The 24,090-nt window shown below is 73.4% G+C and carries 21 protein-coding genes; 11 read left to right on the top strand and 10 right to left on the bottom strand.

Translation table 11 applies throughout. The features are described from left to right. Nucleotides 1-200 precede the first annotated feature (200 nt). Both OG625_RS32085 and OG625_RS32080 read left to right on the top strand, forming a co-directional pair. Nucleotides 201-893 (top strand): GNAT family N-acetyltransferase, encoded by a 693-nt coding sequence (locus tag OG625_RS32085; RefSeq protein ID WP_329387968.1) that lies wholly within the window; start codon nt 201-203, stop codon nt 891-893. A 79-nt stretch (nt 894-972) separates the two neighbouring features. After that, complete coding sequence (locus tag OG625_RS32080; protein WP_329387966.1) at nt 973-1,248, top strand: WhiB family transcriptional regulator; 276 nt, start codon at nt 973-975, stop codon at nt 1,246-1,248. Here the strand turns inward: OG625_RS32080 and OG625_RS32075 are convergent. Beyond that, entirely contained in the window at nt 1,245-1,700 is a 456-nt protein-coding gene (locus tag OG625_RS32075) for an Lrp/AsnC family transcriptional regulator (protein ID WP_030027017.1), read from the bottom strand. The two genes, OG625_RS32080 and OG625_RS32075, sit on opposite strands and share 4 nt — an antisense overlap. Nucleotides 1,701-1,710: 10 nt before the next feature. After that, nucleotides 1,711-3,168 carry an amino acid transporter gene (locus OG625_RS32070; protein WP_329387964.1) on the bottom strand — a complete coding sequence of 486 codons (1,458 nt, stop codon included), beginning with the start codon at nt 3,166-3,168 and terminating at the stop codon, nt 1,711-1,713. A gap of 305 nt (nt 3,169-3,473) precedes the next feature. Between OG625_RS32070 and OG625_RS32065 the strand changes: the two genes are divergently transcribed. From OG625_RS32065 to OG625_RS32025, 9 genes are all read left to right on the top strand, one after another. Continuing rightward, nucleotides 3,474-4,598, top strand: coding sequence for an LLM class flavin-dependent oxidoreductase (locus OG625_RS32065; RefSeq protein ID WP_329387963.1), 1,125 nt, complete (start codon nt 3,474-3,476; stop codon nt 4,596-4,598). Then, a complete protein-coding gene (locus OG625_RS32060; RefSeq protein WP_329387961.1) occupies nt 4,595-5,416 on the top strand; it encodes an SDR family NAD(P)-dependent oxidoreductase in 822 nt (273 codons plus the stop codon). Before OG625_RS32065 ends, OG625_RS32060 begins: the two co-directional genes overlap by 4 nt. Then, nucleotides 5,413-6,444: a GDSL-type esterase/lipase family protein gene (locus OG625_RS32055; protein ID WP_329387959.1), complete on the top strand. Its 1,032-nt coding sequence runs from the start codon at nt 5,413-5,415 to the stop codon at nt 6,442-6,444. Before OG625_RS32060 ends, OG625_RS32055 begins: the two co-directional genes overlap by 4 nt. 127 nt (nt 6,445-6,571) lie before the next feature. Further along, entirely contained in the window at nt 6,572-7,489 is a 918-nt protein-coding gene (locus OG625_RS32050) for an SCO0930 family lipoprotein (RefSeq protein WP_443067917.1), read from the top strand. Nucleotides 7,490-7,623: 134 nt separating this feature from the next. Next, nucleotides 7,624-8,475, top strand: a complete 852-nt coding sequence (locus tag OG625_RS32045; protein WP_329387954.1) for a LytR/AlgR family response regulator transcription factor — start codon at nt 7,624-7,626, stop codon at nt 8,473-8,475. A gap of 168 nt (nt 8,476-8,643) precedes the next feature. Beyond that, nucleotides 8,644-8,919 (top strand): hypothetical protein, encoded by a 276-nt coding sequence (locus OG625_RS32040; RefSeq protein WP_329387952.1) that lies wholly within the window; start codon nt 8,644-8,646, stop codon nt 8,917-8,919. A 389-nt stretch (nt 8,920-9,308) separates the two neighbouring features. Next, complete coding sequence (locus tag OG625_RS32035; protein ID WP_329387950.1) at nt 9,309-11,066, top strand: sodium/solute symporter; 1,758 nt, start codon at nt 9,309-9,311, stop codon at nt 11,064-11,066. After that, nucleotides 11,063-12,298 (top strand): histidine kinase, encoded by a 1,236-nt coding sequence (locus OG625_RS32030; protein WP_329387948.1) that lies wholly within the window; start codon nt 11,063-11,065, stop codon nt 12,296-12,298. The genes OG625_RS32035 and OG625_RS32030 overlap by 4 nt, the downstream gene beginning before the upstream one ends. A gap of 69 nt (nt 12,299-12,367) precedes the next feature. Beyond that, nucleotides 12,368-15,232 carry an ATP-binding protein gene (locus tag OG625_RS32025; RefSeq protein WP_329387946.1) on the top strand — a complete coding sequence of 955 codons (2,865 nt, stop codon included), beginning with the start codon at nt 12,368-12,370 and terminating at the stop codon, nt 15,230-15,232. Here the strand turns inward: OG625_RS32025 and OG625_RS32020 are convergent. The 8 genes from OG625_RS32020 to OG625_RS31985 form a co-directional block, all read right to left on the bottom strand. Then, nucleotides 15,202-15,729 (bottom strand): sigma-70 family RNA polymerase sigma factor, encoded by a 528-nt coding sequence (locus OG625_RS32020; protein ID WP_329387944.1) that lies wholly within the window; start codon nt 15,727-15,729, stop codon nt 15,202-15,204. The genes OG625_RS32025 and OG625_RS32020 overlap by 31 nt on opposite strands. Nucleotides 15,730-16,072: 343 nt before the next feature. After that, nucleotides 16,073-17,515: a GuaB1 family IMP dehydrogenase-related protein gene (locus tag OG625_RS32015; protein ID WP_329387942.1), complete on the bottom strand. Its 1,443-nt coding sequence runs from the start codon at nt 17,513-17,515 to the stop codon at nt 16,073-16,075. 62 nt (nt 17,516-17,577) lie between these two features. Next, nucleotides 17,578-18,801, bottom strand: coding sequence for an XdhC/CoxI family protein (locus OG625_RS32010; protein WP_329387940.1), 1,224 nt, complete (start codon nt 18,799-18,801; stop codon nt 17,578-17,580). Further along, on the bottom strand, nt 18,801-20,120 hold the full coding sequence (locus OG625_RS32005; protein WP_329387938.1) for an IS701 family transposase: 1,320 nt from the start codon (nt 20,118-20,120) through the stop codon (nt 18,801-18,803). Before OG625_RS32005 ends, OG625_RS32010 begins: the two co-directional genes overlap by 1 nt. A 72-nt stretch (nt 20,121-20,192) precedes the next feature. Beyond that, entirely contained in the window at nt 20,193-20,843 is a 651-nt protein-coding gene (locus tag OG625_RS32000; protein ID WP_329387935.1) for a TMEM175 family protein, read from the bottom strand. A gap of 102 nt (nt 20,844-20,945) precedes the next feature. Further along, on the bottom strand, nt 20,946-21,287 hold the full coding sequence (locus tag OG625_RS31995; protein WP_326592278.1) for a nuclear transport factor 2 family protein: 342 nt from the start codon (nt 21,285-21,287) through the stop codon (nt 20,946-20,948). Nucleotides 21,288-21,302: 15 nt separating this feature from the next. Next, complete coding sequence (locus OG625_RS31990) at nt 21,303-22,826, bottom strand: ATP-binding protein (RefSeq protein ID WP_329387930.1); 1,524 nt, start codon at nt 22,824-22,826, stop codon at nt 21,303-21,305. Further along, nucleotides 22,823-24,085 (bottom strand): MFS transporter, encoded by a 1,263-nt coding sequence (locus OG625_RS31985; RefSeq protein WP_329387928.1) that lies wholly within the window; start codon nt 24,083-24,085, stop codon nt 22,823-22,825. Before OG625_RS31985 ends, OG625_RS31990 begins: the two co-directional genes overlap by 4 nt. Nucleotides 24,086-24,090: the final 5 nt, after the last annotated feature.

The raw sequence follows: 24,090 nt of genomic DNA, 5'->3' as shown, positions 1-24,090 counted from the left end.
AGGCGCCGGGTCAGCCACCAGCGACGGGGGCTCCGTGTGTCCACCGGTCCCGCCTCCCGTCGCGTCCTCGGCGGCCCGTCCCGCGATCGTTAGGCTTCCCGCGGTGGGCCGCCGGCCGTCGTGGCCGTCCCCCGAAGTTTCGTGGCGGCGTACGGAGCCGTCAAGAAGGCGGGCACGCGAATGAAGGGAGCTCCGCACCGATGTCCCCCGAGGTACTCGACAACCCGGTCTGGTCCGCACTGACCGGACCGCACCGCGCCTTCGCCGAGCACGGGCCCGCGGGTCTGGCCGCCCGCTACGCCCCCGACGCGAGCCCGTTCGCTGCGCTCTGCGACCCGGAGGACCCCCGCGCGTGGGCGGATCTGGCGGCGCTGGCGGGACCGGGCGAGGGGGTCTGGGTGACCGGGCTGCTGACCCCGCCTCCGGGGTGGGAGACCGTGGCGGCCATCCCCGGCGTGCAGCTGGAGGGCCGGGCGGTACGGGCCGAGGCCGCGCCCGAGGCGGTTCTCCTGGGGCCGGCCGACGTGCCGGAGATGCTCGAGCTGGTCGCGCTGACCCGGCCGGGCCCGTTCATGGACCGGACCGTCGAACTGGGCACGTACCTCGGGATCCGTCACGAGGGGCGGCTCGTCGCAATGGCCGGGGAGCGGATGCGGCCGGTGGGCTGGTCGGAGATCAGCGCGGTGTGCACGCACCCGGACCACCGGGGCCGGGGCCTTGCGGCCCGGCTGATCCGGGCGGTCGCCGCGGCGGTGCGCGAACGCGGGGACGGCCCGTTCCTGCACGCGGCGGCGGAGAACACGGGGGCGGTGCGGCTCTACGAGTCCATGGGCTTCACCGTGCGGCACCGCCCGGACTTCCTGGGCCTGCGTACGCCGCCCAAGGAGGCCTGATCCGCGGAGAGTTGGCCGTGGCGGGGTTTCGCGGGGCGCTCAGCGGTCAGACGCGGGACAACCCACGAAAGGAACAGCCATGACCGACGTCGTACGCCTGCCCGGCGCCGCGCACCACTTCTGGCAGTGGCAGTCCCGGGCCGCCTGCCGGGATCTGGGTTCCGGCCGGTTCTTCCATCCCGCCGGAGAGCGGGGCGAGGACCGGGAGGAGCGGGACGCCGCCGCCAAGCGCGTCTGCGCGGGGTGCCCGGTGCGGGCCGCCTGCCTCGACCACGCGCTGCGCACGCATGAGCGGTACGGAATCTGGGGCGGGCTGACCGAGGAGGAACGGCACGCCCGGCACGCCCCGGCCTAGGCCGGGGCGCCCGAGGTGAAGCGGCGGAGGAGGGGCGAGAGGACCAGGACCGACTTCGTGCGTTCGACGAACGGTTCGCCCGCGATGCGTTCCAGTACGCGCTCGAAGTGCCGCATGTCGGAGGCGAAGATCTGGACGAGGGCGTCCGCGTCGCCGGTGACGGTCGACGCGGACACCACCTCGGGGTAGCGCTCCAGGCCCCGCCGGATGTCGTCCGGCGAGGTGTTGTGGCGACAGTAGATCTCGATGAAGCCCTCGGTCTCCCAGCCCATCGCGGCGGGGTCGACGCGGACGGTGAAGCCGGTGATGGCCCCCTCGGCCCGCAGCCGGTCCACGCGCCGCTTCACGGCGGGGGCGGAGAGCCCGACCTCGGAGCCGATGTCCGCGTAGGAGCGGCGGGCGTCCTCGGCGAGGGCGTGCACGATGCGTTCGTCGAGATCGTTCAGTCGCACTGCGGGTGGATCACTTCTCTGCTGTGGCCAGGGTGGAGCGGCGGATGCCGTAGAGGAAGTAGACCACGAGGCCGACGGCCATCCAGACACCGAACGCGACCCACGTGGCGACCGGCAGGCTGTACATCATCCAGCCGCAGGCGATGAAGCCGAGGATCGGCGTGACCGGGAACAGGGCCACCTTGAAGGTGCGCGGCAGGTCCGGCTTCGTGCTGCGCAGGATCACGACGGCCACGTTGACCAGGGCGAAGGCGAAGAGGGTGCCGATGCTGGTGGCGTTGGCGAGCTCGCCCAGCGGGACGAAGGCCGCGAGGGTCCCGCAGAAGAGCGAGACGATGACCACGTTGGCGCGGGGGGCGCCGGTCTTCGCGTCGACCTTGGCGAAGACCTTGGGCACGAGGCCGTCGCGGGACATCGCGAAGAGGATGCGGGTCTGGCCGTAGAGGACGGCGAAGACGACGGAGGCGATCGCGACGACCGCGCCGGCGGCGAGGACGACGCCCCAGAAGCTGTGGCCGGTGACGTCCTTCATGATCTGCGCGAGCGCGGCCTCGGTGCCCTCGAAGTCCTGCCACGGCATGGCGCCGACGGCGACGAACGCGACGAGGACGTACAGGACGGTGACGATGCCCAGCGACAGCATGATCGCGCGCGGCAGGTCCTTCTTCGGGTTCTTGGCTTCCTCACCGGCGGTGGAGGCGGCGTCGAAGCCGATGTACGAGAAGAAGAGCGTGGAGGCGGCGGCGCTGATGCCGGTGATGCCGAGCGGGGCGAGCGGGGCGTAGTTGCCGGCCTTGATGCCCATGACGCCGATGCCGATGAAGAGGAGCAGCGTGACGATCTTCACCACGACCATGATCGTGTTGATCCGGGCGCTCTCCTTGGCGCCGCGCATCAGGAAGACCATGGCGAGCAGCACGACGACCAGGGACGGCAGGTTGATCCAGCCGCCGTCGCCCAGCGGGGCGGCGGAGAACTTCTCGGGGAGGGTGATGCCTATCGTCCCGTCGAGCAGCTCGTTGAGGTACTGGCCCCAGCCGACGGCGACGGCCGAGACGGAGACGGCGTACTCCAGGACCAGGCACCAGCCGCAGATCCAGGCGATCAACTCGCCCATGGTGGCGTAGGAGTACGAGTAGGAGGACCCGGAGACCGGCACGGAGCCGGCCAGCTCAGCGTAGGACAGGGCCGAGAAGAGGGCGGTCAGGCCCGCGATGACGAAGGCGATCGTCACGGCCGGTCCGGCCTTGGGGGCGGCTTCGCCGAGGACGACGAAGATGCCGGTGCCCAGGGTCGCACCGATGCTGATCATGGTCAGCTGCCACATGGTGAGCGAGCGGCGCAGCGAGCCGCCCTCGCCCTGGCCGCCCTCGGCCACCAGCCGCTCGACCGGCTTGCGGCGCAGCAGCGGATTGACGGGCTTGCGCCGCTCTGGGGCGAGCGGGGGCGCCTGGCCGTGATCGAGCACGAGGGGTCTCCTTTGACGCTGCGGATGGGGTGAAGGCGTCGACCGCAGCGGTCCGGAGCAGGAGCAGGCAGAGCCTGGGCATGGGGGGACCGCCGAGCAGGCAGTCGCGCCACTCCACGTACAGCGAGTGAGCCTACGAGCTGAGCGATACCGCCCGTAATGCACCATCCTTGCGCATTGGCGAACGATCGTTGCGCGGATCTGTCCTGAATGGCCCTTCGTTGCACGCAGACGATCGATCGCTGCGCAGCACACCCTCACCCCCCTTTCTTGACACTTCGTCAGATCTGCCGCAGCGTGCCGCCATGGATCTGGACGTGCTCTACGAGATCGACGTACCGAAGCCCTGGCACGGGCCCCATCCGCACGGCCAGCGGGCCGCCGAGCAGCGCGCCTACCGGGAGGCCGTCGAGCAGATCCGGCTCGCCGACCGGATGGGGTTCCGGACCGTGTGGGCCGTCGAGCACCACTTCCGAGAGGGCCGCTCGCACTGCCCGGCCCCGGAGGTGCTCCTCGGGCACCTGGCCGGGCTGACCGAGCGGATCCGGCTCGGCTTCGGCGTTACCCTGACCCCCTTCGGCTTCACCCCGCCGCAGCGCATCGCCGAGAAGGTCGCCACCGTGGACGTGCTCTCCGGCGGCCGGGTGGAGTGGGGCACCGGGCGCTCCACCCCCATGGAGCAGGCCGCCTTCGGGGTGGACCGGGAGAGGTCGCGCGAGGACTGGCGCGAGGCGATCGGGATCGTGACCGGGATGTGGCGGGAGGAGTACTTCGCCTACGAGTCCGAGCGGTTCCGCTTCCCGCGCCGCATGGTCACGCCCAAGCCCATGCAGGATCCGCACCCGCCCGCCTGGATGGCGGCAACCTCCCCCGGCTCGGCCGAGGTGGCGGGGGCGGCCGGACTCGGGCTGCTCTCGTTCTCGATCATGCAGCCGCTGGAGGCGATGGCCCGGCAGGTGGCGGCGTACCGGGCGGCCGCCCGCGACCCCCGCCCCCTCACCGACGTCACCACGGACCGGGTCAGCGCCTACACCCTCGTGCACGCCACCGCGCCCCGCGCGGAGCCGGGCGCCCGGGTGTGGGAGTCGGTGGCCTGGTGGTACTCGAACCTGGCGCGCTTCACCCTGGAGTGGGAACTGCCGCACCTGGCCCCGGAGGAGCGCGAGCAGGCCTTCCCGCTCCTGAACCCGATCCTCGAAGGGGAGGTGCCCGTACGGGAGTTCAGCGACGGGGACATGATCCTGATCGGGGACGCCGAGACGATCGTCGCCAAGGCGAAGCGGTACGCGGACCTCGGCGTGGACCAGCTGATCTGCTACGTGCAGTGGGGCTACCTGGAGCACCGGGAGATCCTGCGGACGATCGAGGTCCTGGGCAAGGAAGTCATCCCCGAGCTGGCCCGCTACCGGCCCCGGACGGCCGCCTCGTGAACGCACCCGCCGAGCCCCTCGACACCTCCCCCGTACCCGACTACGCCGCCCTGCACCGCCTCGACGGCCGGGGCCTGGTGCTGCTCGGCGCGGGCAACGGCATCGGCCGGCAGAGCGCCCACGCCCTGGCCGCCGCCGGCGCCCGGGTGCTGTGCGTGGACGTGGACGAGGAGCGGGCCGCGGCCGTCGCCGCCGAGACCGGGGGAATCCCCTACAGCTGTGACGTGACCCGGCGGGCCTCCGTACGTGCCCTGTTCGCGCAGGCGCCGGAGCTGCTGGGCGGCCCGGTCGGCGGGGTCGTCGACATCGTCGGCATGGCCAGGTACGCGGCGCTGCCCGAGCTGGACGACGCCGGCTGGGACTGGCACTTCGACCTCGTGCTGCGGCACGCCTGGCTCGCCGTCCAGTACGGCGGCGAGGCCGTCGCCGCGGCCGGCGGCGGCCCGCTGGTCTTCGTGGCCTCCGTCTCCGGCCTCACCGCCGCCCCGCTGCACGCCGCGTACGGGGCGGCGAAGGCCGGGCTGATGGCATTGGTGCGCTCGGCGGCGGTGGAACTGGGCCCGCGCGGGGTACGGGTGAACGCGGTGGCGCCGGGCGTGGTGTGGACCCCGCGGGTCGCCGCCCTGCTGGGCGCCGAGGGGAGACGGCGCAACGCGGAGAACGCCCCGCTGGGCCGGGTGGCCGAGACCTCGGACATCGCGGCCGCCCTGTACTTCCTGGCCTCGCCGCTGTCCTCGTACGTGACGGGGCAGACCCTCGTGGTGGACGGCGGGGTCGGCGTCAAGTTCCCGTATCCGACGATCGGAGGCGAAGAGTGAGCGCTCAGGGCACCGATGGCACGAACGGCACCGGTACGCAGTGGCAGGACCCGGAGCCCTTCCTGCGCGGGGTCGCCTGGCTGGACAAGGGGCGCCCTGTGCGGGCCGACCCGGCGGACACCATGCGGCTGCCCTGGGACACCGGCGAGCGGGCCACCCTGCCGATCGGGGTCCGGCTGGAGTTCACCACGGCGACCGCGCGGGCGGTGGAGATCCGCTACCGGGCGACGGTACCCGGCCCCACCGACGCCCTGCGCGACCTCGCGCACCTCTTCTCGCTCTGGGACCGGCACGGGGTGGTGACGGAGGTCGTCACCGAACCCGCCGCGGAGTCCGTCGTACGGATCGAACTGGGCGGCGGCCACGGCCCCTTCACCATCCATCCGCCCGAAGCCCAGTCCCCGCTGATACTCGGCCTGCGCGGGATCGGCGGCACCCTCGCCCCGCCGCCGCCCGCCCCGCGCTGGGTGGTGCACGGCGACTCCATCACCGAGGGCTGGTGGTCGACCCGCCCCGCGCACGGCTGGCCCGCGGTCACCGGCCGGGCGCTCGGCTGGGACACCGTCAACCTCGGCTACGCGGGTGCCGCGCGGGGCGAACTCGCCACCGCCGAACAGCTCGCGGGCCTGCCCGCCGACGTCCTCACCCTCGCCTTCGGCACCAACTGCTGGTCCAGAGTGCCGTTTTCGGTGCCGATGCTGTACGAGACCACGCGCGCGTTCCTCGAACTGGTCCGCCAGGGCCACCCGAGGACTCCGCTCCTGCTGGTCTCCCCCGTCCTGCGGCCCGACGCCGAACGCACCCCGAACCGGCTGGGCGCCACCCTGGGGGCCCTGCGCGACGCGATGGAGCGCGCCGCGCGGGACCGGATCGCCGCCGGGGACGAGCGGTTGGCCGTGCTCCCGGGGCGGGACGTGCTCGGTCCGGAGCACCTGGAGGACGGTCTGCACCCCAACGACGCCGGACACCAGGTCCTCGGCCTCGCTGTGGTCACGGCTCTGAGGCGCGCCGGGTTCGCCGCCGGATAGGTGAAACAGCCCACACCGATCGCTTTGAACGGTTCGGCGCCCGCTGGGCGTGTCCTGCGCACAGTTGCCGCCGCTTCGGAAGAACGCGGGCGGCGGACACGACGGAGACACAGTGGGAGAGATCAAGATGGGCATGAAGCGCGGAACCACCCTTGCCGCAGCCGTGATCGCCGTCGCCCTCGCGGCGACGGCGTGCGGACAGGCGGACGACAAGGTCGCCGACCCGGCCAAGCCGGCCGGCGCCGCTTCCTCCCAGGCTCCCGCGGCGGACGGCGCGGCCGCGGGCGGCGCCAAGGCGGCCGGGCAGCTGGCCATCGGCGACAACGCGGAGATCGGTTCGATCCTGAGCGACAGCGCCGGGCTCACCCTCTACCGCTTCGACAAGGACACGGCCAAGCCGTCGAAGTCGAACTGCGAAGGGGACTGCGCGAAGACCTGGCCGGTGGTCGCGGCGGGCGACGTGACCGCCGTCGCGGGCATGGACCCGGCGCTGCTGGGCGAGGTCGTGCGCGGCGACGGCACGAAGCAGCTGACGGTGGCCGGCTGGCCCGCGTACCGCTTCAACAAGGACGCCAAGGCCGGCGACACCAACGGCCAGGGCGTCGGCGGCACCTGGTTCGCCTTCGCGCCGGACGGGAAGAAGGCCGCCAAGGCGGCGCCGGGCGCGGCCGCTCCGGCCGAGGCGGGCGCGGGCCTGTCGGTGGCGAAGGACCCGAAGCTCGGCGACCACATCGTCGATGGCAAGGGCATGACGGTCTACCGCTTCAAGCCGGACACCGCGTGGCCGATGGTGTCCAAGTGCGTCGGCGACTGCCTGACGAAGTGGCCGGTCGTCCCGCCGGTCGACAAGGCGAACGTCAAGGGCATCACCGAGCGGAACTACCTCGTCCTGGACCGTCCCGACGGCAAGAAGCAGCAGACCGTGGACTGCTGGCCCGTCTACACCTTCGCCGGTGACAAGAAGCCCGGCGACATCAACGGCCAGGGCGTAGGCGGCACCTGGTACGCCGTGGCCCCCGACGGCAAGCTCATCACCGTCCAGTAACCCCGGCCACCCCGCCCGCCCGTCCCACCCATTCCCCCACGCCCTGATCCGCGCGGCCCCTTCGCCCTACCTCCCCCGGGGCGTGGGGCCGCGCCCCGTTCCGCCCCGGCGGGCCGGTATCTACACTCGGCGGCATGCTGCGCGTACTGGCCGTCGACGACGAGAAGCCGCTCCTGGAGGAGCTCCTCTACCTGCTGCGCTCCGATGCCCGGGTGCGCAGCGCGGAGGGCGCCTCGGACGCCACCGAGGCCCTGCGCCGGATCACCCGGGCGCTGGAGACCGGGCCCGACGGGGCCGACGGCATCGACGTCGTCTTCCTCGACATCCACATGGCCGGGCTGACCGGACTGGACATCGCGAAACTGCTGGCCGGGTTCGCGCGGCCGCCGCTGATCGTGTTCGTCACCGCGCACGAGGGGTTCGCCGTACAGGCCTTCGACCTCAAGGCCGTGGACTACGTACTCAAGCCCGTACGCCCGGAGCGGCTCGCGGAGGCCGTGCGGCGGGCCTGCGCGCAGCTGGGGCGGGCCGGGGAGCCGGCGCCGGTGTCTCTCCAGGCGCAGGCACAGGCGCCGGCGCAGGCCGCGGACCAGCTGCCCGCGGTGCCGATGCAGCGGCCCCCGGCCCCCGAGGTCACCGTGACCGAGCGCACCGCGGAGCAGATCGCCGTCGAACTGGGCGGGGTCACCCGCTTCGTGGCCATAGCCGACATCGTGTACGTCGAGGCCCAGGGCGACTACGCCCGCCTGCACACCGACGAGGGCAGCCACCTGGTCCGGATCCCGCTGTCCACGCTGGAGGAACGCTGGGCGGCGCGCGGGTTCGTCCGCATCCACCGCCGCCACCTGGTGGCGCTGGCCCGCATCGACGAACTGCGGCTGGACGCGGGCACCACCAGTGTCCGGGTCGGCTCGGCGGAGCTCCAGGTCAGCCGCAGGCACGCACGGCAGCTGCGGGACCTGCTGATGCGGCAGGCCACCGGCTGACGGGGTCCGCCGTACGCCATTCGCCGTCCGGCCGCCGTCCGACCGCCCGGCGGCGCGCACCCGCCGTTCGTCGCACGGCGAATGGCGTACGGCGATCCGGCGGGGTGAACGGACCGCCGGTGGCGCGGGTGGTGCGTATCGTGGATCTTCCTGCGCGGGAGGAGCCAGATGTCCGAGATCCAGGCGCTGCTCGACGCGCTGACCGGGCTGTCCCGCACCCGGCCCGCCGGGCCTGCCGAGGCCGAGGCGCTGCTGGCCGGACTGCGCAGTGCGGCCGCCCGCTGGGCCGATCTCCTCTACGAGGCCCGAGAGGGCGTGCGCGAGCAGGTGCCGCCGCGTGCGGAGGCCGCGTTGACGCTGGCCTTCCGGCGGGCGGAGGAGTCGTACGTGGAGCTGGAGATCGCCCTCCGCGACTGCGCGGAACACCGCGACCCGGCCGTCTGACCGCGTCGCCGCCGTTGCCGCTGCGCGGGGCTCTTCCCCACCCCGCCCTTTCACCGTTTCCCGGGGCTCCGCCCCGGACCCCGTACGTGCGCTGCGCGCCCACGCCTCAAACGCCGGGCGGGCTGGAGTGCCGCTGCGCGGCGCTCCAGCCTCGCCGGCGTTTGAGGCGTGGGGGTCCCCCCGGACGGAGTCTGGTGGGGGCACCTCCCAGCGGTAGCTGGGGGAGAGGGTCTGGGGCGGAGCCCCAGTTCGGGAAGGGGCGGGGTGGGGGAAGGCCCCGCGCAGCGGCACCACCGGCACCCACCGGTACGGGCCGGATCGTGCCTGTTGCCGCGTCCGCAGCGGTGCATAGACTCCGCTCACCCCACCTCCGGCCGAAGGAACCGCCCGTGAACCAGGCGTACGCCCTGACCGCGGTCACCGTCGTCGTCCTGGTCACCGTCCTCGTCGGGGCGCTCGGCCTGCGGATATCCCGGACCACCTCCGACTTCTACGTGGCCTCCCGCACCGTCGGCCCCCGCCTCAACGCGGCGGCCATCAGCGGGGAGTACCTCTCCGCCGCCTCCTTCCTCGGGGTGGCCGGGCTGGTGCTGCTCCAGGGGCCCGAGATGCTCTGGTACCCGGTCGGCTACACCGCCGGCTACGTGGTGCTGCTCGCACTCGTCGCGGCCCCGCTGCGCCGCTCCGGGGCGTACACGCTGCCCGACTTCGCCGAGGACCGGCTGGAGTCGCAGGCGGTGCGCCGGATCGCGGTGCTCTTCGTGGTGGGGGTCGGCTGGCTGTACCTGCTGCCGCAGTTGCAGGGCGCCGGGCTGACCCTGGAGATCCTGACCGGTGCCCCGCACTGGGTCGGCGGGGTGGTCGTCGCCTTCGTGGTGAGCGCGGCCGTGGCGGCCGGCGGGATGCGCAGCATCACCTTCGTGCAGGCCTTCCAGTACTGGCTCAAGCTGACGGCCCTGCTCGTCCCGGCCTTTTTCCTGATCGCCGCCTGGGCCGGGGACGGCGCCCCGCGGGCCTCCTTCGACGCCCCGGCCGTCTTCCGCGAGCACACCGCCGTCACCCTCGCCGAGGACGTGCGGCTGTCCCTGGACGCGCCGCTGACGGTGTCGGTGACCGGGCAGCTGGACGGGCGTACCTACGCCGGGGAGCCGGTGACCCTCGCCGCCGGACCGCATTCCGTACGGGCCCACGCGCGGCTGGAGTTCGCCCCGGACACCCCCGTGCCCGAGACCCGGGCGGAGGCGGGCATGGGCGTGTCGAGCTGGTCGCAGCCGCTGTCCGGGGACCACGCGGGGTACCGGCTGTACGCGACGTACGGGCTGATCCTGGCCACCTTCCTCGGCACCATGGGGCTGCCGCACGTCGCCGTGCGCTTCTACACGAGCCCCAACGGGCGGGCCGCTCGGCGCACCACGCTGGTGGTGCTCGGGCTGGTCGGCATCTTCTACCTGCTGCCGCCGGTGTACGGGGCCCTGGGCCGGATCTACGCCCCCGAGCTCGCCCTCACCGGTGACGCGGACGCGGCCGTGCTGGTGCTCCCCGAGCGGATGCTGGGCGGTGTCCTGGGGGACCTGCTGGGGGCGCTGCTGGCCGGGGGCGCGTTCGCGGCGTTCCTGTCGACGGCCTCGGGGCTGACCATGGCGGTGGCGGGGGTGCTGCACCAGGACCTGCTGCCCTCGCGCGGGGTGCGCAGCTTCCGCGTCGCGGTGCTCGTGGCGATCCTGGTGCCGCTGGGCGGGAGCGTGGCGGCGCGGGACGTGCCGGTGGCGGACGCGGTGGGGCTGGCCTTCGCGGTGTCGGCCTCCTCCTTCTGCCCGCTGCTGGTGCTCGGCATCTGGTGGCGCGGCCTGACCCCGCCGGGTGCGGTGGCCGGTCTGGTCACGGGCGGCGGGGCGGCGCTGAGCGCGGTGCTCGCGACCCGGGCCGGGCTGGCGCCTGCGGGCTGGGCGCACGCGCTGCTGGCCTGGCCGGCGGTGTGGTCGGTGCCGCTCGGGTTCCTCACGATGGTGGCGGTGTCGCTGGCCACCCGCTCGCGGATCCCGGCCGGGACGGCGGCCACCCTGGCCCGGCTGCACCTGCCGGAGAACGTGGCCGTGGACCGGGCGTGGGGGTCCCCCCAGCGGAGCGAGGGAGAGGGTGCCCGGTGACCCCCGCGGCCCTCGCCCTCCTCGCGGTCGCCGGCGCGGCCCTGCTGCTGGGCGCCGGCTGGGCGGCGGGCCGTCGGCACGCCCTGCGCGGCGAGCGGGCGGCGGGGCTGGACCTGGGCACCCCGGTGGAGCGGGCCACCTTCCACACGCTGCACACGGCTTCGCTGGCCGCTCCCCCTCTGCGGGCCGGGCTGACGGAGGACGCCGCCCGCAAGGCGGCCAAGCGGCTGCGTTCGCTGCTGGGCACGGAGGCGCTGTGCCTGACCGACCGGGACGCGGTGCTGGCCTGGGACGGCCCGGGCGCCGACCACCACCAGCGGCGGGCGATGGCCCGGGTGGCGGTGATGCTGGAGTCGGGGCGCAGTCAGAGCGTGCGGACGGAGTGCCAGCGGCCCGACTGTCCGCTGAAGTGGGCGGTGGTGGCCCCGCTGACCGGTGAGGACGGGATGCTGGGCGCCCTGGTGGCCTACGGGTCGCAGGAGTCGGCGGTGCTGGTGCGGGCGGCCACGGAGGTCGCGCGGTGGGTGTCCGTACAGCTGGAGCTGTCCGAGCTGGACCGGTCACGGACCCGGCTGATGGAGGCGGAGATCAAGGCGCTGCGGGCGCAGATTTCCCCGCACTTCATCTTCAACTCCCTCGCCGCGATCGCCTCGTTCGTACGGACAGATCCGGAGCGGGCCCGTGACCTGCTGCTGGAGTTCGCGGACTTCACCCGCTACTCCTTCCGGCGGCACGGCGACTTCACCACCCTCGCCGACGAGTTGCGTTCCATCGAGCAGTATCTGGCGCTGGCCGGTGCCCGGTTCGGGGACCGACTGAAGGTGACCCTGCAGGTGGCTCCGGAGGTGCTACCGGTGGCGCTGCCGTTCCTGTGCCTGCAGCCGCTGGTGGAGAACGCCGTCAAGCACGGGCTGGAGGACTCCACGCAGGAGTGCCGGATCACGATCACCGCGCGGGACGCGGGCTCGGACGCGGTGATCACCGTCGAGGACAACGGGATCGGGATGGATCCGGCCCTGCTGCGCCGGATCCTGGCCGGGGAGCGCGCCGGGGGCTCCTCGGGGATCGGGCTGCCCAATGTCGACGAGCGGATCCGCCAGGTGTACGGGGACGCGTACGGGCCGGTGATGGAGACGGGGGTCGGCGCGGGCATGAAGATCACCCTGCGGATTCCCAAATTCCGTGCGGGCGTGCACAGTTCACCGCCGGATCGGCAACCACCGCGGCCCTGAGGGGCGTTCTGCGACCGGCCGTTCCGTGCCATCCTGTGACCGGCGCGAATGACCGGAAGGATCGCCGACGTGACGGTCGGGCGAGAGCAGCTCCGTTGCGAGTTGCGTGAATGGGTGCGCGCGGGCGCGGAGGGCGTAGGTGCTCACGGCGCCCTGCTGATCGTGGAGGGCGAGCCCGGCTCCGGCCGGACGGCCTTCGTACGGCAGGCGCTGACCGAGGCTGTGGCCCTCGGCTGCGGCGTGCGGTACGCAGCGGCCGACGCGCTCGCCGTGGAGCTGCCGCTGCGCGCGGCGCTGGACTGCCTGCACCCCGGCGGGCCCGGCCGGGCGGCGGTGGTCGGCCTGCTGCGGGAGGCCGCGGAGGCGGTGCTGCCGGGCGGCGCGCTGCTCGCCGCGATGGATCTGCTGGTGGCGGGGGTCGAGCGGTGGTGCGCGGAGCGGCCGATGCTGCTCGTGCTGGACGACGCGCACTGGGCCGATCCGGCCACCCTGCTGCTGTGGCAGCGCCTGGCCGGCCGGGCCGCGGCCGGGCGGCTGCCCCTGCTGCTGGCCACGACCCGGCGGCCACTGCCCCGGCGGCCCGAGCTGGAGCCGCTGTGCGCGACCCCGGGCGGACGCACCGTCCGGCTGGAGCCGCTGTCGGGGGCGGAGGCCGCCGAGCTGGCGCACGAGATGCTGGGGGCGCCGCCGGGTCCCCGGCTGCGGGAGGCGGCCGCCCAGGCGGGTGGTAACCCCGCCCTGCTGCGGCGCTTGCTGGACCACTGGTCCCGTACGGGAGCGCTCCGCGTCACTCCGGCCGACCACACCGCCGCGATGGCCGAACTCACGCTTCCCGAAGCGGAGTTGCCACCGCCGCCGGGGTCCGTCACACAGGCACTGGATCCGCTCTCCGGGCCCGCCCGGGCCACCACGCGGCACGCGGCGCTGCTGGGCCCGGTGTTCACGGCGCGCGAGCTGGCCCTCGTACGGTCGCGGTCGGTACGGGAGTTGCTCGCGGAGTTGGAGGAGCCTGTGCTGGCCGGGCTGCTGGAGGACACCGGGGAGGGCTTGCGCTTCCGCCATCCGGCGCTGCGCCGCGCCCTGTACGCCGAGACCGCGGGGGCCGTGCGGGCGGCCCTGCACCAGGACGCCGCCCGGGCCTTCGCGGAGGCCGGGCTGGACCCGGCTCGGACCGCCGAACAGCTGCTCGGCGGCGGGCGGCTCGGCCCGTGGGCGGTGCGCTGGCTGGCGGAGTCGGCGCCGGCGCTGATCGCCGGGGCCCCGGGCACCGCGGCGGAACTGCTGGAGCGGGCCATCGCGCAGGGCGACGCGTGGGAGCCGCGGACCCGGGACGCGCTGGAGGAGCTCCTCGCGGACGCGGCGCTGATGCTGCGCCGGCCCGAGTCGGTGGAGCTGCTGGCCGCGCTGCGCGCCCGGACCGGGGACCCGGACCGGCGGGCGTCGGTGGACTTCAAGCTGGTGTCCGCGCTGATGATCCAGGGGGACATGGCCCGCTCCCTGGAGGTCACCGAGCGGGCGCTGGCGGAGGAGTTCCCCTCGGCCGTGCTGCGGCTGCGGCTGGAGGCCTGCCGGGTGCTGGCGCTGGCCGATCTGCGGCCGCCGGCCGAGGCGTACGCGCTGGCCGGTCCGGTGGTGGAGGCGGCGTGGGCGCTGGGGGATCCGCTGTGCGGGGCGGAGGCCCATCACGCCATGTCCTTCGCCCTGTTCCACCTGGGCCGGGGCCGGGAATCGCTGCGCCACGTCGCGGAGGGGATCGCCTGCGCGCGCCGGAGCCCGGAGGCGAACGACATGCGGCTGCTGCTGCTCGCGAACCAGGCGGAGGGCCACCTGCGCTTCGACGAGCCGGGGATCGTGGACGCCGCGCTGCGGGAGGCGCGGGAGCTGGCGGCCCGGACCGGTTCGACGGGGCGGCTGGTGGTGACGCAGGCCCGGTTCGCCGAGTTCCACTACCGGCTCGGCGACTGGGACGAGGCCCTCGCGGGGGTGGTCCGGGCGGGCGCGCTGCCGGTGTCGGACGGCTGGCTGCCGGTGGTGGTGCACGGGCTGCGGGCGCTGGTACTGGGCCACCGCGACGAGCCCGGGGCGGCGGCGGCCGAGCTGGCGGCGCTCCCGGCCGACGCCTTCGACACGCCCGCCGCGCGCCGCTACGCCTCGCACGTGCTGCTGGCCCGGGCGCTGCTCGCGGAGCGGGACGGCCGCCCGGGCGACGCGCTGCGGGCGCTGCTGCCGGCGCTGGAGGAAGGGGCGGAGGAGTCGATGGCGTACGAGAGGCCCTGGGTGCTGTCGGAGATCGTGCGGCTCGCGCTGGAGAGCGGGGAGCCGGGCACGGCGCGTTCCGCGGTGGCGGCGGGCGAGCGGGCGGCCGCGGCGCTGGCCGAGTACCCGGGCCCCGGGCTGGCCCTGCTGCGCTGCCGGGGCCTGTTCGCGCAGGATCCGGAACCCCTCGCCGAGGCGGTGGCCCGGGGAGAGCGCGCCGGGTGGCCGCTGCCGCTGGGCCACACCCTGGAGGACCTGGCGGTGGCGCGGGCCTGGCGCGGCGACCTGGCCGGCGCGCGGTCGGCGCTGACCCGGGCGGTGGAGACGTACGAGGACCTGGGCGCGCGGTGGGACATCGCCCGGGCCGACGCCCGCCTGCGGAGCCTGGGTGTGCGCCGGGGCAGCCGGACCGCGCGGCGGCGGCCGTCGAACGGCTGGGAGGCGCTGACCCCGGCCGAACTGAAGGTGGCCCTGCTGGTGGCGGAGGGCCGTACGAATCCGGAGATCGCGTCCGCGCTGTTCCTCTCTCGGCGCACGGTCCAGACGCACGTGTCGCACATCCTGGCCAAGCTCCAGGTCCGCTCCCGGGCGGCGGTGGCGGCGCGGGCCGCTCAGGCGACTCAGGCGGCGCAGGCGGCTCCGACTGCTCACACGGCGACGCGGTCGCCGGGGCCGTAGCCGGGCATGGCGGCGCGCAGCGCCCTGAGCGCGTAGTGGGTACGGGACTTCACGGTCCCGGCGGGCACCCCGAGCGCCTCGGCGGCCTCGCCGACGGAGGCCCCGCGGAAGTAGATCTGGTGGAGCACGGCGCGGTGCTCCGGGCTGAGTAATCGCAGGGCGTGGCGGACGTCGAGGACGGCGACGGCCTGCTCGGTGCGGTCGTCGGCGGCCGGGGAGTGCTCCAGGGCGTCCGGGCCCACCTCGGCGGGCCGCACCAGACGGGCCCGCCGGGCGTCGATGGCGAGCCGCCGGGCGACGGTGTACAGCCAGGGCCGCATCGAGGCGTGCCCGCTCTCCAGGGCCTCGGGGTGCTTCCAGGCACGGAACAGGGTCTCCTGGAGCAGGTCCTCGGCGCGGTGCCGGTCCCCGAAGGTGAGGCCGAGGAGGAAGCCGTAGAGGGCCTTGCCGTGTTCGCTGTGCAGCCGGGCGAGGGCGTACGCGTCGGTCCTGTCCACGGGGGTGTCCCTTCGGGGTCGGGTCCCCCGAGCGTCCCGCAGTGGCCCGCGCGGAGTTATCCGCCGCCTGGCCTATCCGCCCAGCCGTGCGCCGAACGGTCCCCCGCCACGCCGAACGGTCGCCCGAGCCGGTCCGCACGGCCCGCTGCGCGGAGCCCGTCCCCCACCCGCCCTTCCTCCCCCAGCTACCGCTGGGAGGTGCCCCCGGTTCCCCGGAGCCCGCCCCGGACCCCGTAGGTGCGGCGCCGCTGTCAGGGGCTCCGCCCCGGCAGTGGCACCGCGGGTACGACCGTGGCCCCGGGCCTGCCCGGGAAGGGCGGGGCCGGGGCCACGGAAGGGGAAACTAGCTCCAGCTGGCGTGCAGCGGCTTGCCCTCGGCGTAGCCGGCCGCGGACTGGATGCCCACCACGGCCTTCTCCTCGAACTCCGCCAGGGAGCCCGCACCCGCGTAGGTGCAGGAGGAGCGGACGCCCGCGATGATCGAGTCGATCAGGTCCTCGACGCCCGGACGGGCCGGGTCCAGGAACATGCGCGAGGTGGAGATGCCCTCCTCGAACAGACCCTTCCGGGCCCGGTCGTACGCCGACTCCTCCGACGTGCGGTTCTGCACCGCGCGGGCCGAGGCCATGCCGAAGGACTCCTTGTACAGACGGCCGTCGGCCGACTGCTGCAGGTCGCCCGGGGACTCGTACGTACCGGCGAACCAGGAGCCGATCATCACGTTCGACGCGCCGGCGGCCAGCGCCATCGCGACGTCGCGCGGGTGACGGACGCCGCCGTCGGCCCACACGTGCTTGCCGAACTTCTTGGCCTCCGCCGCGCACTCCAGCACCGCGGAGAACTGCGGGCGGCCCACGCCGGTCATCATGCGGGTGGTGCACATGGCGCCGGGGCCCACACCGACCTTGATGATGTCCGCGCCGGCCTCGATCAGATCGCGCACGCCCTCGGCCGCGACGATGTTGCCCGCCACGATCGGGACGTTCGGGTCCAGCGCGCGGACGGCCTTGATCGCGCTGATCATCGACTCCTGGTGGCCGTGGGCCGTGTCGATGACGAGCGTGTCCACGCCCGCGTCGAGCAGCTGCTTGGCCTTCTGCACGAAGTCGCCGTTGATGCCGACGGCGGCCGCGATGCGCAGCTTGCCGTTGGCGTCGGTCGCCGGGGTGTACAGGGTCGCGCGCAGGGCGCCCTTGCGGGTGAGGATGCCGACGAGCTTGCCGTCCTTGTCGACGGCCGGGGCCAGCTTGCGGTGGCCCGCGTCGAGCTGGTTGAAGGCCTCGCGGGGGTCGATGTCGGCGTCGATGAGCAGCAGCTCCTTCGACATGACCTCGGAGAGCTGCGTGAAGCGGTCGACACCGGTCAGGTCGTGCTCGGTGACGACACCGACCGGGCGGCCCTCGCCGTCGACGACGACGCCGGCGCCGTGGGCGCGCTTGGGCAGCAGGGAGAGGGCATCGGCGACGGTCTGGGTGGGCGCCAGCGTGATCGGGGTGTCGAGCACGTGGTGGCGGGTCTTCACCCAGGAGATCACGTCGGTGACGATCTCGATCGGGATGTCCTGCGGGATGACGACGATGCCGCCGCGGCGGGCGACCGTCTCGGCCATCCGGCGGCCGGCGATGGCGGTCATGTTCGCCACGACCAGCGGAATGGTGGTGCCGGTGCCGTCGGGCGAGGACAGGTCGACGCCCTGGCGGGAACCTACCGCGGAGCGGCTCGGCACCATGAACACATCGTCGTACGTCAGGTCGTACGGCGGCTTCAGGTCATTGAGGAAACGCACGTGCTGAACATCCCAGTCGATCGGAGGTACCCCGACCTGTCAGCCGAGGAAACGCACGTACTTCATTCTCCCACGACCTGGCGTTTACGCCGCCCGGGCCGATCGTCCAGGACATACCGGGCCGTGTGGTCCTTTCCTACGGGACCTTGGTCCTCCGGCGGTCGGGACCGGTGGACGGGGCCGGTGCGCCGGGCCAGGGGACGGACGGATCCGCCGTGCCGGACCGCCGTGAGTTCGGCGGCGATGGCCAGGGCCGTCTCCTCGGGCGTGGCGCCGCCCAGGTCGAGGCCTATGGGTGAGCGCAGCCGGGCCAGGGCGGAGTCGGGTACCCCTTCTTCCCGTAGCCGGCGGGCCCGCTCGGTGTGGGTGCGGCGCGATCCCATGGCCCCGACGTAGGAGAGGGGCAGCCGCAGGGCGAGTTCCAGCAGCGGTACGTCGAACTTGGCGTCGTGGGTCAGGACGCAGACGGCGGTACGCGAGTCCAGCCGGCCCGCGTCCCACTCCGCGGCGAGGTGGCGGTGCGGCCAGTCGACGATCACCTCGTCGGCCTCGGGGAAGCGGGCCGGGGTCGCGAAGACGGGCCGGGCGTCGCACACGGTGACCCGGTGGCCGAGGAAGGCGCCGATGCGGGCCAGGGCGGCGGCGAAGTCGATGGCCCCGTAGACGAGGAGCCGGGGCGGTTCGGCGGCCGACTCGACGAGCAGGGTCAGCGGCTCGCCGCACAGTCCGCCGGCCGTGCCGAGCTCGGTGGTGCCGGTGCGCCCGGCCGCGAGGAGTCGCCGTACCCGCAGGGCGGCGGCCCGGTCCAGTGCGGGGCCCGCGCCGAGCCCGCCCTGGTAGCTCCCGTCGGGATGGACGGCCAGGGCCCGCCCGAGCTGCCGGGGCGGGCCGGAGACGACCCGGGCGAGGGCTGCTCTGGCGCCGCCCGCGGTGGCGTCGAGCACGCGGTGGATGACGGGCCGGACGGGGTCGGCCCCGCGGACCGGGGTGATCAGGACGTCGAGGACTCCCCCGCAGGTCAGGCCGACGGCGAAGGCGTCGTCGTCGCTGTAGCCGAAACGGTGCAGGCCTCCTTCGCCGGAGGCGATCGCATCGAGGCAGAGCTCGTGCACGGCGGACTCCACGCAGCCCCCGGAGAGCGATCCGAGCGCGGTGCCCCGGTCGTCGACGGCGAGCGAGGCACCCGGGCCGCGCGGGGCGCTCCCGGTGACGGACACGACGGTGGCCAGGGCGAACTCCCGCTGCGCGGCGTACCACGCGCGTAGCTCTTCGGCGATGTCGAGCATCAGCGGATGTACTCGCGGCGCGGGGTCTGACCGGGGGTGTAGGCGCGTGCGGGCAGGACGGCCGGGGGCCCGGGGCGGGTGACGGGCGGCCGGGCCGCGGCCGGTGCGGGCGCGCGGCCCGCGGTGGCGCGGGCGGCTGCGGGGTGGGGGTCGTGCGGGCGGCCGCGGGCGCCGAGGAGCTTCGCGGCGTGGGCGACGCTGGCGAGGGTGGCGTGGTGGTGCCAGCCCCGGAAGGAGCGGCCTTCGAAGTCGCGGATGCCGACGGGTTCACAGGTTTCCGTGAAGTCGAGGGAGACGCGGTCGGTGAGCTTGGCGAGGAGGAAGAGCTGGGCGAGGGGCCGGTCTCCGATGTTGGTGATCCAGAACTCGGTGGGCAGCAGGGCCGCTTCGCTCCAGGCTCCGACGAGCAGCAGCGGGGTGGCCGGGGCGGGCAGGGGCCGGTCCTCGCCGGGGGTGGCGAGGATGGAGGCGGAGGTGAGCAGGGTGACGGCTCCCTCGGCGCGGCCGTGCCGGGTCCATTCGACGACGCGCCGCTGGGAGCGCAGGGAGTCGATGAGTTCACGGGCGGGCGCGGTGTGCGGTCCGGGTTTGTGCCGGCCGGCGCCGCCGAAGGAGACGGGCAGGGAGCCGTCGACCTTGAAGACGAAGGGGATGTCCTGGAGGGCGAAGGACTCGACGCTCTGCGGGAGGTCGGAGTTGGCGACCTCCATCACCACGGGCCGGCGCTGGAGTTGCCAGGTGGCGGCCATCCGCTGGACGGCGTGTACGGCGTCCTGGGCGGGGGTGAGGGAGCGGGCGGTGTCGGGTATGCCGGCGCGGCGGCGGCGCAGGAGCTCGGTGGTCCAGGGCCCGGGGAGGGTGAGGGTCCATTCCACCGGGAAGCTCGCCTCGCTGGAGGCGAGCCAGATCCCGCTGGCCTGCTGACAGTTGGCGGTGCGGCCGAGCTGGGGGACGAACTGCCGGCCGACGCCGACCGAGCGGTCGCCGGCCTTCTCTATGACCATGGGCTGGAGCACCCAGGCGAGGGGGCGTTGGGCGGTGCGTTCGAGGTGCTGGGCGAGGGAGCGGCGGACCGGGGTCCAGTCCCAGGGGGACTTGCTGATGAACTGCTGGAGGCTCTGCTCGACGGAACTGGCCCCTGTTCCGGCGATGTTACGGATTGTTTTCTTCCCACTGGTCCGCACGAGGCCGTTCAGATATACGCGGGCCCAGTTTCGCTGGTCCCGCCGGGGTAAGGACTCGAAGAGCAGAGAGATCAGTACGTCGATCAATTCGGAGATTTCCTTCGTGGAATCCTCCGGCAGGACTACGCGAGCCATCTGGGCCTCCCCCGCGACCAGCTAGATCCAATACCCTACTTGACCGCGAAGAACGGCCGTAGGCCCCGGCGGCTACTTCCTGAGGTCGCTGGCAGTTTCGAGCCGCTCTTCCTCTACCACGAGAGGGATGGGGATCTGGTTCGCCGCATAGTAGATCGCGATCAGGAAGTGCGCGACAAGCGTGAGCGGCGCGGAGAAGAAGGCCAGCACTACGGTCAGCGGGTAGGCGACGGCTCCGAGCCCGAATCGCATCCTGGTGGCGCGGGCGCCTTCCTTGTCCACGTGCTCGTGGAAGAGGTGGCCGACGCGGGTGACGTACCACCAGAAGAGCAGGAAGGCCAAGGCGTAGGCCACGGTCACGGCGCTGTAGAGGACCGCTGCGGCGTTGGCGGACCCGCCTTCGTCCATGAGGTGCTCGGCGAGGACATTGGTGGTGTACGGGATCACCGATACCACCATCAGCACCAGGAGATTCAGGAACAGCAGTGGCCGGTCGACACGCTTGAGGTGACTGAAGATGGTGTGATGGTTGACCCACATCACACCGATGATGAGGAAACTCACGACGTAGGCGGCGTAATGCGGCCACTGTTCCTGAACACCGTGCCAGAAGCCGGACCAACCCTTTTCCTCCGGAGCCTCTAACTCCAGGACGAGGATGGTGATGATGATGGCGAATACGCCGTCACTGAATGCCTCGACCCGCCCGGTTTCTCGTTCCATGACCTCCCCTTTTCGACTCCGTGCATATATCTACGCTGTCACACATACGGGGAGGGCGCACATCCCCCGCCCTCCCCGCACACGCTACCCAGATTTCGCGGTTCAGCCGCCGAACCCGGCAGTCTGCCGCCAGATTCGGCCATCGCGGACGACAAGTGTCCCGAACGCGTGCTCCGGTTCACCGTTCAGATTCATGATCGCGCGGTAGAAGATGGTGTCTTCGGTCTCGATGTACTCCTGGAGTTCAACGAGCGTCGGCTTCACCGTCAGGTAGCCGGTGAAGGTCTCGCGCACCGCTTCGATGCCGACCGAGACCCCTTCGAACCGGAGCAGCACGGCGTCGTCCGTGTAGTTCTTCATCACCGCCTCGATGTCCAGGGCGGCGAGCGCGTCCATCTGACGGACGAACACCGGGTGCAGCTTGGAGATGTCGTACTTGGCCATGTCGACTCCATTCCTTCAACTGGTGGTGGAACTGCCGGAACTGGTGGGGCCAGGTGTCTCGGCAGGTGCGTCGGCAAGTGGGGCGCACCCCTGGGTGCTGCCGGCGAAGGGCAGCCGGACGACCATCCGGGTCTCGCCGGGGCGCGAGCGGGCCGTGATGGAGCCGTGGTGGCGCTGGGTCACGATGCGGTAGCTGAGGTGCAGCCCCAGGCCCGTGCCCTTGCCCACGTCCTTGGTGGTGTAGAAGGGTTCGAAGATCCGCGGCAGGGATTCCTCGGGGATGCCGCTGCCGGTGTCGGCGATCTCCACGACCATGCAGACGCCCTCGGCCCGGGCACGCAGGGTGAGCACCCCGGCGCCCTCCATGGCCTCGGCCGCGTTGGCGACCAGGTTGGTCCATACCTGGTTCAACTCGCTCGGATAGCCCGTCAGTTCGGGCAGGTCGGGTTCGTACGCGCGCACGATGCCGATCCCGGCGAGCTTGGCACGCAGGACGACCAGCGTGTTCTCCAGTCCGTCGGTCACCTTGAACCGCTGCTCGGGCGCCCGGTCGAGATTGGCGTAATCCCGGGTGGCGGAGACGAGTTGGGAGATCCGCGGACCGGCGGCCCGCAGCTCCGCGGCGAGGGAGCGGATCTCCAGCAGCGCCGCCAGGTGGTCCAGGGCCGGGGCGAGGGCCGGCTCGCCGATCCCCTCCAGCCGCTCCAGCAGCCAGCCCAGTTCGAGCCCCAGGTCGGAGATCCCCGAGCCGAGCAGACCGGGCCGTTCGGTGCCGGCCTCCTCCGCCCAGTCGGCTATCTCCTCCTCGGCGTCGGCCTGGGCCAGCGCGTCGGTCGTCACCGGCGGCGGCAGCTTGTCCAGCTCCTCGGCGAGCCGGTCCAGTACGGAGCGCTCCGCGCCCGTGGCGGCCGCGCCCCAGTCCTGGGCGGTCCGGGTGAGCCGGTCCAGGGCCGGGGCCAGCTCCTGGGCCGCGCGGGCCACGGCGGCCGCCGGGTTGTTCAGCTCGTGCGCGAGCCCGGCGGCGAGGGTGCCCAGGGCCTCGACGGTGGCCCGTTTGCGGGCCTGGACCTCGGAGGACTTGATCCGCCAGGCCAGGACGGGGATCAGGACGGCGGCCACCCCGTGGCAGCGGGTCAGCATCTCGAAGAAGACCGGCTTCGCGTACGCCACGACCGTGGTCGCCGGCCCGCTCGCGGCCGCGGTGGCCACGTACGCGCCCTCGGTGAGCAGGGGCAGCTCGCCCGTGAACCGGTGCGCGGCCGAGGGTTTGCCGTCGTGGTCCTCGGCGGCGGCGCTCTCCTCCTCGGTGGAATGCCGGGTCAGCACCTCCTCCCGGCCGTCGACGACCTTGGTGACCACGAGCCCGCCCGAGAGGAGGACGTGGAAGCGGTCCGCCTCCTCGCCGTCCCGGAACAGCACCTCCCCGTCGGCGAGGACCTGCGGCTCGGACACCGAGACCAGCCAGTCCAGTTGCTCGGCGGTCAGTCCGGCGAACACCTCCAGCCCGGCCAGGGCGGACCGCAGCGCAACCGTGTTCATGCCGTCCTCCCCTCTGTCCTGGTGCGGGCGGCCAGCCGCAGGGTGGCGAGCAGGGCCAGTGCGCACATCCCGGCGACGGCGGCCATGAAGCCGACGGAGGTGCGGTGCAGTCCGTGGATGTTGGTGAGCATCCCGGCGAGCACCGCCGGCACGCTCATCGCCAGGTACGCGAAGACGTATACGGCCGCGGTCAGTTCGCCGCGGTGCGCCGGGTCGGCGAGCGCGGACAGGGCCCGGAAGGAGCCGAGGAAGGCGGCCCCCCACCCGCTGCCCAGCACCGCGGTGGCCACCAGGAACACGGGGGCCGAGCCGATGCCCAGGGCGAGCAGGACGAGGGCCAGTCCGGAGAGCAGGCCGAGCAGGCCGAGGACGGCGGTGCGCAGTGCCTCGGTGCGGCCGAGCATCAGTTGGGCGACGGTGGCGGCGCCCGCGAGCAGGGCGACCGTGGCCCCGCCGACGAGGTAGTTGGTGGAGCGGAGCAGGGAGAGGACCAGGTGCGGGCCGAGCGAGAGGTAGAAGCCGCCCACGGACCACACCGCGACGATGGTCAGGACGAGGACGCCGAAGCGGTGGCGGGCGCCGGCCGGCACGTGGATGCGGTGCGGGACCACCCGGAGGCGGCCGCCCGCCCCGGGAGCGCTCTCTCGCATCCGGGCCACCCCCACCAGGGTGACGGCGAAGGCCGCGATCAGCAGCAGGTAGACGAGGACGGTGGGCGCGGGTGCGAACTGGACGAGCAGTCCGGCCCCGATCCCGCCGAGTCCGATGCCCACGGTCGGCCCGGCGCTGTTGACCTGGGCGCCGAGCGCGGGCCGGTCGCGCGGGCTGAGTTCCAGCAGGGCCGCGCCCATGGCCCCGGTGGCGAGGCCGACGGCGAGCCCCTGCACGGCGCGGGCCGCGAGCAGCAGTCCGAGGCCCTGGGCCCCGGCGAACAGTCCCATCGAGACGATCGCCAGGACCAGGCCGGCGGCCAGCACGGGACGCCGGCCGAGGGTGTCGGACAGGGACCCGAACAGCAGGAGTCCGGCGAGCACGGTGACGGCGTACAGGGCGAAGACCACCGTGATCACGCCGGAGGACAGCCCCCATTTCTCCTGGTAGAGCACGTAGAGGGCGGAGGGCACGGAGGAGGAGAGCATCAGCAGGACGAGGACCGATCCCACCACCCGGAAGCCGGAGCCTCTGGACGCGCCGGCCGCGTGCGCGGTCGGGTGCTCGGTGTGCACGGCTACCCCCGTGGTCGTCTCGGACGGTTCCACTGCGT

It is taken from the genome of Streptomyces sp. NBC_01351, assembly GCF_036237315.1.
GTDB lineage: Bacteria > Actinomycetota > Actinomycetes > Streptomycetales > Streptomycetaceae > Streptomyces.
Note: the sequence above shows the minus strand (reverse complement) of the source record. Positions and strands in the feature narration are given on the sequence as shown.

Bases quoted from the DNA above. Each gene is read 5' to 3' on its own strand.
- OG625_RS32085 (WP_329387968.1), top strand. From the start codon at position 201: ATGTCCCCCGAGGTACTCGACAACCCGGTCTGGTCCGCACTGACCGGA.
- OG625_RS32080 (WP_329387966.1), top strand. From the start codon at position 973: ATGACCGACGTCGTACGCCTGCCCGGCGCCGCGCACCACTTCTGGCAG.
- OG625_RS32065 (WP_329387963.1), top strand. From the start codon at position 3,474: ATGGATCTGGACGTGCTCTACGAGATCGACGTACCGAAGCCCTGGCAC.
- OG625_RS32050 (WP_443067917.1), top strand. From the start codon at position 6,572: ATGGGCATGAAGCGCGGAACCACCCTTGCCGCAGCCGTGATCGCCGTC.
- OG625_RS32045 (WP_329387954.1), top strand. From the start codon at position 7,624: ATGCTGCGCGTACTGGCCGTCGACGACGAGAAGCCGCTCCTGGAGGAG.
- OG625_RS32040 (WP_329387952.1), top strand. From the start codon at position 8,644: ATGTCCGAGATCCAGGCGCTGCTCGACGCGCTGACCGGGCTGTCCCGC.
- OG625_RS32010 (WP_329387940.1), bottom strand. From the start codon at position 18,801: ATGCTCGACATCGCCGAAGAGCTACGCGCGTGGTACGCCGCGCAGCGG.
- OG625_RS32005 (WP_329387938.1), bottom strand. From the start codon at position 20,120: ATGGCTCGCGTAGTCCTGCCGGAGGATTCCACGAAGGAAATCTCCGAA.
- OG625_RS32000 (WP_329387935.1), bottom strand. From the start codon at position 20,843: ATGGAACGAGAAACCGGGCGGGTCGAGGCATTCAGTGACGGCGTATTC.
- OG625_RS31995 (WP_326592278.1), bottom strand. From the start codon at position 21,287: ATGGCCAAGTACGACATCTCCAAGCTGCACCCGGTGTTCGTCCGTCAG.
- OG625_RS31990 (WP_329387930.1), bottom strand. From the start codon at position 22,826: ATGAACACGGTTGCGCTGCGGTCCGCCCTGGCCGGGCTGGAGGTGTTC.